Source organism: Streptomyces sp. NRRL S-920 (genome assembly GCF_000717945.1).
In the GTDB taxonomy this organism is placed as follows: Bacteria; Actinomycetota; Actinomycetes; order Streptomycetales; family Streptomycetaceae; genus Streptomyces; species Streptomyces alboniger.
Genome location: NZ_JODF01000109.1, coordinates 1 through 9,254 on the forward strand (window position 1 = coordinate 1; position 9,254 = coordinate 9,254).

Here is a 9,254-nt window from a genome sequence, read left to right on the forward strand (position 1 = left end):
ACTCCTCGCACGTGCGGGCCGCCCGACGGGGCCCAAAAGCGGGCCCAGCCCAGTCGACCGCGCACGGCCGGGCAGTAAACACCACCTCATCGTCGACGGGCAGGGCATCCCGCTCGCGGTGTCGCTGACCGGCGGAAACCGCAACGACGTCACCCAACTCCAGCCGTTGCTCGACAAGATTCCCGCCGTCGCGGGCCAGGTCGGCAGACCGCGTCGGCGCCCCGACGCGCTGCTGGCCGACCGCGGCTACGACCACGACAAGTACCGCCGCCTGCTCTGGCAGCGCGGAATCCGCCCCGTGATCGCGAAGAGAGGCGAACCACACGGCACTGGCCTGGGCATCTTCCGCTACGTCGTCGAGCGCACCATCGCCTGGCTTAACGGCTTCCGACGCCTGCGCATCCGCTGGGAACGACGCGACGACATCCACGAAGCCTTCCTCAGCCTCGCCGTCTGCCTGATCACCCACCGCCACGTCCCATCGTCGCTCAGCTCAACTCCGTCGAGTCCACCCTCAACCTGATCGCCTGACGGAAGGTCGTGATACGTCGGTGCCGGTATCTTTCGGACATCACGGATCTCGAATGGGCCCTGACCAGGCCGCTGTTGCCGGTGCCGGCCTGCCAGACCCCGTGCGGCGGCAGACCGGAGGCCCACCCGCGGCGCGAGATCGTCGACGCCCTGTGTTATCTCGTCGACACCAGCTGCAAATGGGCCGCGCTCCCCGGCGACTTCCCGCCGTTCAAGACGGTCTTCGGGTTCTTCACCCGCTGGTCCGCCGTCTGGGTCTTCAACCTCATCCGTGTCCAGCTGCAGCGCCGGATCCGCCACGCAATGGGCACGTCCCCGCACCCGGTGGCGGCAGTGATCGACTCCCAGTCTGTCAAAGTCGCCGCCACCGTCCCGCGCGCCACCTCGGGATACGACGCCGGAAACAGACGCCGGGCCGGAAGAGGCACGTAATCGTGGACCTCAAAGGGCTGCCGCTGTTCGTGATGGTCACCCCGGCCGACATGCACGATAGCGTCGCCGCCCGCGAAGCCCTCTTACGGCTCCGCCTGATGCATCCCGACATCACCATCGTCTGGGACGAGTTGACCTACGCGGGCCCCCTCGTCGCCTGGGCCAATTCCTTCCTCCACCTGACGATCAAGAAATTGAGCAGGCCCAAAGACGCGAAGGGGTTCGTTATCCTGCCGAGGCGCTGGGTTGTGGAGAGGCCGCTGGCGTGGCTGATGCACGCGCGCCACAATGTCCGGGACTACGAAACCCGACCCGCGCAGTTTGAAGCAATGCTCACGCTCGCGGCGATCACACTCATGACCCGGCGTCTCACCCAACCTACGACCCAGCCGAACGCCGCTATACCCGTCCACAACCTGCTCTGACGGCTGCCTGACGGCGCATGCCGATCGCCGCTCAGGCCTGCTTCTTCCTGTTCATCGCATGAGGACGTTGATGTCGTGGTCGGCAAAGATCTCAAGAAGGATCTGGAGATCGACAGCGGTATCGCTGCCCGCCGCAAAGGGGCCGATCAGATTTGACCCAGCGGCATCCGAGTGCAGCCATTCCAGGGTGAACGGGGGCGAGGCGCCAAAGCGTCCTCGGAGGCAGTCATCCACGGCAGCGAGATTCCATCCGAAGTACCCGCCGGGGCCGTTGATGGCCTCTCCCAGCGCGCAGTAGAAGCTGTCGATGTCGACGACCTGCCGACCATTCAGGGTGAACACCTGTCCCGGTGGGGCATCTTCGGACTGCCCGCGTCGGTGGTACTCACGAGACCACAGCGCAACAGACAACCATGCCTTCCTGCCTTCCGTGTCGAGGTCACCCCACATGCCCTTACGGTTCCGCTTCCCTGCTCGGAGCAGGTCCCAGACTTCCTCCGAGCCAGGGAGCAACTGGTCGCACCAAAGGCGCACCGTGATATCGAACGAACCACCACCGCGTATCGACGGCTTTGCCGCCATCGCGGTCATACCGCTGACGAAGTAGGAGCCCATTTCGATGCCTCGGCCCAAGCTGCACAGTCACCGAGGGCCGGTGGCTGTCGTACTACGACGGCGAAACCCTCACCCAGCCCCGCGGCCTGGACATGCGCTGGTAGCCCTCGCGTGACTCTGCGGCCTTTGGCAGGGCAGCGACGGCCTGCTTGAGCGTCATCGGGAGCGCGACCAGGTCGGCGTCAGCGGAAGCCGCCGGAGGCGTCGTGGTGAGGGGCAGGGCGACTACGGCTGCGGTCAGTGCCGCGCGCAGGCAGGTTTGATCACGCCCTGTTGATACCGGTCCTCCTTCAGGCTGGGAGGCGAATCTGGGAAGGGTCACCCGGGTGAGCGCGATAGTCGTACCGGTGGTGCGGTCGGCGTCAGCGCCGGCGCCCTGCCGGGGCGCCGGTGAAGACATTGGCTTCCAGGGCAACTCCCCCGCCGCCAGCGCGCTCCCTCGGCTCCACCGGGCGGCCGTCCATGTCGCGGCAGTCGCCGATGCTGGTAGCTGACCCCATGCGATGCTGACCGCTCGGATGCTGGCGCGGGGGGAGGACTGTCCGATGGAGGCCAGACGGTACGACCTGGTCAGCGAGATCGGCGACCGCATTGAGGGCGCCTCCGAAGATGCCTTGTTCGAAATGATCAGCGCGCTCGACGACACGGACAACACATTCATCGTCATCGAGCCTGATAGGGGCGATCCCACCTGGTTCGCGTCCGTGGCGGTTGTGGAAGAGGACGGCTTCGAGATCGTCCGCCGTGACTCCGCTTGTCGCGAGCACACGGTGCACACGGAAACCGACATCGCTCGGATCGCTGTTGACCTCATCGTCTGGCTGGCCTCACGCCCCGGACGGCCAGCCAGACGGGCCAACGACTTCTAGATCACCGCCTATAAGAGTGCGGTACGTGATTAGTTGCCCGTTTCGGGGTTGGGTTTGAGTGAGGGCTGCTGGTCACGGGGACGTGGTGGGGCTCAGGTGCTGGCTATTTGCACCGCTACATCCTTTGGCCTACTACGTTTTCGTTCCTGAAGAGGACGATCTTGCGCCCCCGCCGTGAGAGCGTTGATCCGTGCGAACAACCATCGGATACACCGCCGAAAGCATCGGTTACGTCGTAGGAGCCCAGGGGCTTGTCAGCTTCGCTTCGCAGGCTTTCTTCGGCACGGAGTGGGGCTGGATGCACAAGGTCGTCGACCTTCCGTCCACCGCATACCTCGGCATTGTCGCCGTGGGACTGGCGCTCATTGTCGGCGGGGTGAAGACGCGGAAGACGCCCCAGCGCCAGAAGGTCGCCTGACCGGCGGCGCCTTTCAGCCCGCGACTCCCATTTCCGTGGCGTAGCGGTCGAGGCCAGGCCGGGCAAGGAACCGCCCCTCGAAGGATCTGGGCTGCCGGGCTGGTTGGGTTTGAGTGGGGGCTGCTGGCCACGGGGACGTGGTGGGGCTCAGGTGCCGGGCGGGGTGAACAGGCCGGGTTCGGGTTCGGTGAGGATGCCCCTGGTGACCAGGCGTTTGAGCTTGGAACGGATGCCTTCGGTGTTCTTCGGGACGATGGGCAGGTCGAGGGCCTGGCAGAGATCGCGGGCTCGCAGTGGCGCCTCGGCGTCGGCGAAGACGGCGAAGATCTGCTGGTAGGCGGGGTGGTCGGGGACCTCGGAACGGTTCGGCTCGTCGGCGGGTACGGGGGCGGGCAGAGCCAGGAGGGTTCTGCGGGTAACGCGCAGGTTCTCGCTCTCCGCTTCGAACTCGCCGAGCTGTGCGGTGAGTTCCTCGATGCGGACGCGGAGCCCGGCCGCCTGGTCCGTCAGTTCGCGCTCACGTGTCTTCACGTACTCCAGGACGGCTTTGACCTGTGGGTTCTCGCTCACGCCAGCCTCCAGGAGGGGAGAGTGGCGCCGGTCATGGCCCAGTAGACGCGGGAGCGGGAGGAGGCGGGCCGGTGTTCGTAGTCGCGCACGAGGCGGCGGTTTAGAACATCAGGATCCCGTTCGTCTGCTCCACGATCCACCGCTTTGCCTGCGGGACAAAGCCCTGGTCAGTGGGGTTGCGCTCGACGATCTCGACGTCAATGCCGAGCGTGGCGCCGTGGTCGACGACCGACTTCTTGAAGCCCTGGTCGACCAGCGCCTTCCTGGCCGTGTCGGTCTGCTCGGCAACCCCGTCCAGCAGGGCGATACCAGCGGCGTTGTCATGCGCCGAGGCCGGCAGGACGGCGATCGCGATGACCAACCCTACGTCCACGGCCAGGCATCTCTTGCGCCCCGGCACCTTCTTCGAAGCATCCTTGCCGGTCGTGTCGGCCGGGACGCCGACCGCGGCGTGGATGCTCTGTGTGTCCATGGCCACCAAGCTCGGGTCGGCTAACCTCCGCTTCTTCTCTCGCAGTTGCCATCGCAGCAGGTCATGGATGGTCTGGTCGGTGCCGTCGTCGCGCCAGAGGTAGAAGTAGTACTTGACCGCGCCGGGTGGCAGCAGGTCGTTGGGCAGGAACTCCCACTGGCAGCCGGTCCGGTTCTGGTACAGGATCGCATTCACGATCTCCCGCATCGCGTACTTGCCCTGGTGGCCGCTGACCGAGGGGTGCCGGGCCTTCCACGCCGTGATCACCGGCTCGATCAACACCCATGGCTCGTCGGTGAGATCACTCGAATATGGATTGCACATGCTCATGCCATAACCCAAGTGAACCCCGAACCGCTGACCGGCAGCGATACGCCAACGTCACACCATCGAGCGATGACAAGCCGGACAGAAGATCACGTACCGCACTCTAAGAGCTTTTTCCGAGAGGCGTGCTTCACTGCCGTTCAAGTGGCGGACTGCTTCGGGCCCCGCACTGGCTAGCCAACCCTGCGCTCAATCACCGCCTCTGACCCCCTGACCTCTTGGAATGGATCATCTATGGTGCGGGCGGAAGTCGCAGGTCGGTGCAGTTGCGGCGCTCGGCCGCGCGCTCAGCGAACGCGGCCAACGCGGCATGCGCGAAGGGCGGATTATCGGACGTCGCGCTCTGTGGGCTGATCTGGAACAGGGCGCGCGGCCCGTCCCCCGGGCAGTCGGCACTCGCCCAGAAGAATTCCTCGGTCTCCTCACCACTGCCGGCTGGCTCCGCGTTCAGTCCGCTGTGCAGGCTGGCACCACGCTCGCGCAGGGCGTAGGGACCGAACGACGCTTTTAGGCGGTAGCCGTCATCGGTGTCCTCGTCGTCCAGCAAGCACTCGGCAGTCTCGCAGGATCGCCAGAGCCCAGCGCATCCCGCGGGGATCCCTGGCTATCGCGTACCGAGTCGTTACCACCCGGCACGGCGACCGGGCGCAGCCGGTCTGTCCGGCATGCAGGGCAGAGCAACAGTCCGGCGCCGCAGGCGCTGACCGGGCGCGCTCTTGACCACGGGCCCGATCGTCGCTGCCCTGATGGTGCACGTCGTGTCGACGGCGCGTCCGCTGCCTGACCAATCAGGTAAGGAAGTCGCTCATGGAGATCGAAGTGACCTACGACGAGGATGGCAACGAATACGTCGGGACCATCCCGGAGTATCCGGAGCCGGATAGCGAGCCGCAGTGCCGAGTGCACCACAGCAACTCATGCGGCTGCGAGCCGGAAGAGCAGGACCTCGACTTGGCCCGGCAGCGGTTTTCTACGGAGCCGCCCTTCCCGCCGGGTTGGCGCCGACCGCCGAGCGGCGACCTTGATCTGTGGCCCCGCTGGTAGGTCAGAGCGGAGGCGGCTCGGCGCGTCGAACAGCCTGCACCGGGCATCGCCGGGCAGGCTACCCTCCGGTCTATGACGGACCCGTTCCTCGCAGCCCTTGAGCAGGCCACTCGGACTGTCGTCGCGCACGCCCGTGGGGAGGTCCCGGTTGCAGCCACGGCAGCGATGTCGTCCAGCGGGGCGATCAGCCACACCTTCTGCTGTGATCCCGATCGAGCGCTGTGCGGACTTGACCTGGGTGGTGCGCCGACCGCCGGCAAGAGTGATCAGGACTGCGTCGTCTGCGTGGACCTCGTTGCGGCCAAGGCGCCCTGCCCGGGGTGCGCCACGGGTCAGAGCGCGGCCTGAACTGGCCAGCACGGCGGGGAGCTGCCCGAAGCGCGGGGCCGGTAGACGCGCTGTTGGAGCGCGCGCTACTGGGTGGGGTGCTCGTCGAGCCAGTCCGCCAGGTTGTGCGCGGAGCCGAGCACATCAGGCCGGTTGGTGAACGTGTCCTCGCCGACGTCCATACCGTCTTCCATCTTGTCGATGAGGGCGTACGCCGGGGAGTAGAAGTCCGGGCCGGTCCGCTTGTCAGCGTTCATGGCCTTGCGCAGTGTCCGCGCGGGTGCGGCGACGGCCTTCATCTTGTCCCAGCACTCGCCCACGGCTTCGGGGCATCCATCGCTGGCGTCGAAGTTCTCGACGGCGGCCTGGAACGTCTTCGTCGCCGCAGCGACGCTTGGCGCCTTCGCCTTCGCGGGCGCCTTCTTCTGTGCCTCGGCCTCACCGCCGCAGGCACTCGCCCCTGCCATCACCGCGGCGGCGAGCAACACGCCCACCGCCGCCTTCCCCCACACAGTTGTTCTCATGAAAGTGGATCATGCCATGGGCGCCAAGGCCCCCTGACGCACGGTCAGATCACCGGTAGTGCCCGTTGCTCGACTGGGCAGCACCTGATGGCGCCGTCGGGCCGCGCGGTCCGCGTCTGCTACGAGCGGTGCTCGATTCCTAGCCGCTGCCGAAGCTCCGCCCACTCCTGCTCGGCTGTCGGATATCCCTTGGCTTTGCCCTCTCGGATCTGTGCGTCGTAATAGGCCCTGGCCCGAGGGACACCGAACCTGGCGGAGGGGTAGCCGTGTGCTTCGAATTTTCGCCGGAACCAGTCTGTACGCCGTTCGTCCAGGACTTCGGCCTGTACGGCTTCAAGTTCGTCCAGAGCTTCCAGGACCTCAGGGTGGGTGAGCAAGTACAGCTCCCGCAAGCTCTTGTTCTCGTAGCTCGATCCGTCGAGCAAGGAGCCTTCGCCGCTCCATCGAAGGCTCAAGTCCATAGCGACAAACCAGACGACGGGGTTCTTCTTGCCCTTCTTCCGGTTACAGGGACGGCAGATCGGCAGGAGGTTCTTCAGTTGATCAGCGCCGCCGTCTGAGAACGGTATGACGTGGTCCATCGTCTGGGACCGGCTGACGCAGTACAGGCAGCCTCCGTTATGCGCTGACAGGACCGCCAGCCACTCCCAGATCTTGAACCGTCGTCGCCATCGCCCCATCTCTTCCCCTCCGCGCCGAGGCAGTGAACTTTCTACGACGCGGACTCTTTCACGTGGCCACACGGGGGCACGAATCGGCTGTACGCCGCGGCCCCGGTCAGACTGCGCACGACGTGTTCACCGTCTCGTTGATGATCGTCCGGGCCTTGGCGCGGCAGTCCTGGCAGGCGCCGAGGTTGTCGCCGCAGATGGCGGCCGCGAGTGCGTCCAAGGCGCCCGTACGGGCGATGTTTAGCAGTCCCTGGGCCTTGCTCGCACAGGACGGGCACGAGTGCGTCTTGCCCTCCCGACGTCCGCACGCGATGAGCGCGACCTACTGGAGCAGCGCGGAGGGATTGCCAGTGCTCATGCGCGAACGCTCCTTGGGGATTCGGGCTTGAAGTGGGCGATGGGCTTCAGCTTGGCTACTCCGGCCTGCTCGTAGACACGCGTCTGCTGGCAGTACGAGCAGCGGTGGGCAACGAACCAGCGCAGCGGGTTGTCCTTCGCCAGCGGGTTGCCCTGGCGGCCGCCCGCCAACACGCACGGCCCGGGGACCCCACACCAGTCACATGCGGACGAGTACGGTGCTGCGCCCCACTCCGACCACCGTATCGGCCGCCCGTCATGCTCGGTCGGCAGGCTCGGTGCGGTGTACGTCGGCGGGTCCGGGATTGCCCGAGATGCCGTTCCCGCCGCTCCACGCCCGGCTCCAGTGGCATCTTGGCGGTGCCGGTGGTGGCCAGTTGGCCGGGTTCCGGCTCGGACGCGGGCTCGCCGCGGAGTGCTCGCAGGCATGCCGCGCACAGCCGTCTCTCGTCGACTGGTCCTGCCCAGGGCCCTACGCCCAGCGCCGACGAGGCGTCCGGGCCGACGGCGACGTGCAGTTCCATCCGGCCTGCCGCACGCACGATGGCGCGACCGGCCCAGGCCGGGGCTGGCCTTTCCACGGCCAGTGCCCTCACGCTTCGTCCTCCATGCACAGGTACGGCAGTGGCGGCGCCATCACGAAGACGTGCCGACGCCGGCACCCGGTCCCGGCGATGAGCGCGCGACGTTCCATGCGCCACGATCGCGAGATCCTGCCCTCGCCGCAGGCCGGGCACGGCACCTCGTTACGGACCTGGACGTAGGTGTTGGGCAGCGGGGTCGGGAAGATCGGGAACCGTGCGGTGAGCGCCAGTGCCTCAGCGGCCTCGGGCTGGAGGCGGATGTAGACCGGCTCCCAGTCCTGGGGCGGGGCGGTGCACTCCTTCACCGCCCCGGTCACGAATGTGCCCGGCATCAGTCCTCCCACACAGAGGGCACGGTGATGTGCGGGCGGGCGCCCGTGGGTGGCGCCTGGTCGTCCGTGCGGACTCGGAACGGCCACCGGCCCTCGGAGTTGGGGGCGTAGCCGCGCTTGTACCGGACGGTGCCGTACCCCGCCTTCTCGGTGTCACCCCACACGATGGGCATCGGGATGGAGGCGGGCGGGCCCGCGATCCATCCGTCGGCCAGGTGCCCAAGGGGATCGTCCCCGCTCGGGTACGCCTGCGCCGGGCCGTCGAGCGCCGTCTCGACACCGCGGTACGGGCCGACCACCGGGTACTGCGCCCTCGGGCCTCGGACGGCTTCGGCGTAGACGGTGCGCTGCCGGTCCTGCCACTCCAGCACCTCGCGGGCCGTGGGGGTCGGGGTGAGCCCGAGGACGGCGCGGAGCGCCGCCACGCTGGATAGCAGCTCGTGGTAGGCGGCGTGCGGGAAGTCGGTGCGGAAGCGGTCGCGCAGCAGCGAGCAGGACGCTTTGTCGGCGACCTCGACCAAGTGCATGTCCAGGAGTTCGGGGTCGATGTGCTCGCCGCCGCGGGCGAACGCCTTGGAAGCTTGCACAACGTCCCGCTCGGCGACGGGTGTTGCGGTGGTGCTCATGGGAGGGGCATCTCCTATGGGAAAAGAGGGAGGAGGGCTACTTCGGGTTCGGCACGGGGGCCTCGGGACGGACCACCAGGCGTGTCAGGGGCCGGTCCTCGCGCACGGCGTTCCATGCGGAGACCAGGTA

The 9,254-nt window shown here is 67.1% G+C and carries 11 protein-coding genes and 2 pseudogenes; 5 read left to right on the forward strand and 8 right to left on the reverse strand.

Features of this window, described 5'->3' with window-relative positions; all coding sequences use genetic code 11:
- Window positions 1–523 (forward strand): IS5 family transposase (locus IG54_RS0136600; RefSeq protein ID WP_106977173.1); only part of this gene is annotated, 523 nt, incomplete at its 5' end.
- 20 nt (window positions 524–543) lie between these two features.
- Window positions 544–1,340 (forward strand): annotated as a pseudogene (locus IG54_RS41725) (IS5 family transposase); the annotation flags it as partial.
- Between the two features lie 99 nt (window positions 1,341–1,439).
- Here the strand turns inward: IG54_RS41725 and IG54_RS0136610 are convergent.
- A complete protein-coding gene (locus tag IG54_RS0136610) occupies window positions 1,440–2,003 on the reverse strand; it encodes a barstar family protein (protein WP_051820454.1) in 564 nt (187 codons plus the stop codon).
- A gap of 545 nt (window positions 2,004–2,548) precedes the next feature.
- Between IG54_RS0136610 and IG54_RS0136615 the strand changes: the two genes are divergently transcribed.
- Both IG54_RS0136615 and IG54_RS0136620 read left to right on the forward strand, forming a co-directional pair.
- On the forward strand, window positions 2,549–2,872 hold the full coding sequence (locus IG54_RS0136615; protein WP_037898429.1) for a hypothetical protein: 324 nt from the start codon (window positions 2,549–2,551) through the stop codon (window positions 2,870–2,872).
- 190 nt (window positions 2,873–3,062) lie between these two features.
- A complete protein-coding gene (locus IG54_RS0136620) occupies window positions 3,063–3,290 on the forward strand; it encodes a hypothetical protein (RefSeq protein WP_030795317.1) in 228 nt (75 codons plus the stop codon).
- Between the two features lie 147 nt (window positions 3,291–3,437).
- On the opposite strand, the gene IG54_RS0136625 is transcribed toward IG54_RS0136620, so the two are convergent.
- The 3 genes and pseudogenes from IG54_RS0136625 to IG54_RS0136635 form a co-directional block, all read right to left on the reverse strand.
- The gene (locus tag IG54_RS0136625; protein ID WP_030795320.1) at window positions 3,438–3,860 is read right to left on the reverse strand and encodes a hypothetical protein; all 423 of its coding nucleotides are present in this window, start codon (window positions 3,858–3,860) and stop codon (window positions 3,438–3,440) included.
- Window positions 3,857–4,662, reverse strand: a pseudogene (locus IG54_RS38800) (IS5 family transposase). Before IG54_RS38800 ends, IG54_RS0136625 begins: the two are co-directional and overlap by 4 nt.
- Window positions 4,663–4,891: 229 nt before the next feature.
- Window positions 4,892–5,206 (reverse strand): hypothetical protein, encoded by a 315-nt coding sequence (locus IG54_RS0136635; protein WP_030795323.1) that lies wholly within the window; start codon window positions 5,204–5,206, stop codon window positions 4,892–4,894.
- Between the two features lie 260 nt (window positions 5,207–5,466).
- On the opposite strand from IG54_RS0136635, the gene IG54_RS0136640 reads away from it, so the two are divergent.
- Window positions 5,467–5,703, forward strand: a complete 237-nt coding sequence (locus IG54_RS0136640; RefSeq protein WP_030795326.1) for a hypothetical protein — start codon at window positions 5,467–5,469, stop codon at window positions 5,701–5,703.
- A 413-nt stretch (window positions 5,704–6,116) separates the two neighbouring features.
- Here IG54_RS0136640 and IG54_RS0136645 read toward each other — a convergent pair whose 3' ends face one another.
- The 4 genes from IG54_RS0136645 to IG54_RS0136665 all read right to left on the reverse strand — a co-directional run bounded on the left by IG54_RS0136645 (window position 6,117) and on the right by IG54_RS0136665 (window position 9,124).
- Window positions 6,117–6,554: a hypothetical protein gene (locus tag IG54_RS0136645; RefSeq protein ID WP_158709004.1), complete on the reverse strand. Its 438-nt coding sequence runs from the start codon at window positions 6,552–6,554 to the stop codon at window positions 6,117–6,119.
- Window positions 6,555–6,673: 119 nt separating this feature from the next.
- The gene (locus IG54_RS0136650; protein ID WP_037898426.1) at window positions 6,674–7,234 is read right to left on the reverse strand and encodes an HNH endonuclease; all 561 of its coding nucleotides are present in this window, start codon (window positions 7,232–7,234) and stop codon (window positions 6,674–6,676) included.
- 940 nt (window positions 7,235–8,174) lie between these two features.
- Window positions 8,175–8,498: a hypothetical protein gene (locus IG54_RS0136660; protein WP_030795338.1), complete on the reverse strand. Its 324-nt coding sequence runs from the start codon at window positions 8,496–8,498 to the stop codon at window positions 8,175–8,177.
- Window positions 8,498–9,124: a hypothetical protein gene (locus IG54_RS0136665; RefSeq protein WP_030795340.1), complete on the reverse strand. Its 627-nt coding sequence runs from the start codon at window positions 9,122–9,124 to the stop codon at window positions 8,498–8,500. The genes IG54_RS0136660 and IG54_RS0136665 overlap by 1 nt, the downstream gene beginning before the upstream one ends.
- Window positions 9,125–9,254: the final 130 nt, after the last annotated feature.

What these genes read in the sequence shown, in the direction of transcription:
- IG54_RS0136610 (WP_051820454.1), bottom strand. Translation starts at nt 2,003, where the DNA reads ATGGGCTCCTACTTCGTCAGCGGTATGACCGCGATGGCGGCAAAGCCG.
- IG54_RS0136615 (WP_037898429.1), top strand. Translation starts at nt 2,549, where the DNA reads ATGGAGGCCAGACGGTACGACCTGGTCAGCGAGATCGGCGACCGCATT.
- IG54_RS0136640 (WP_030795326.1), top strand. Translation starts at nt 5,467, where the DNA reads ATGGAGATCGAAGTGACCTACGACGAGGATGGCAACGAATACGTCGGG.
- IG54_RS0136645 (WP_158709004.1), bottom strand. Translation starts at nt 6,554, where the DNA reads ATGAGAACAACTGTGTGGGGGAAGGCGGCGGTGGGCGTGTTGCTCGCC.
- IG54_RS0136650 (WP_037898426.1), bottom strand. Translation starts at nt 7,234, where the DNA reads ATGGGGCGATGGCGACGACGGTTCAAGATCTGGGAGTGGCTGGCGGTC.
- IG54_RS0136660 (WP_030795338.1), bottom strand. Translation starts at nt 8,498, where the DNA reads ATGCCGGGCACATTCGTGACCGGGGCGGTGAAGGAGTGCACCGCCCCG.
- IG54_RS0136665 (WP_030795340.1), bottom strand. Translation starts at nt 9,124, where the DNA reads ATGAGCACCACCGCAACACCCGTCGCCGAGCGGGACGTTGTGCAAGCT.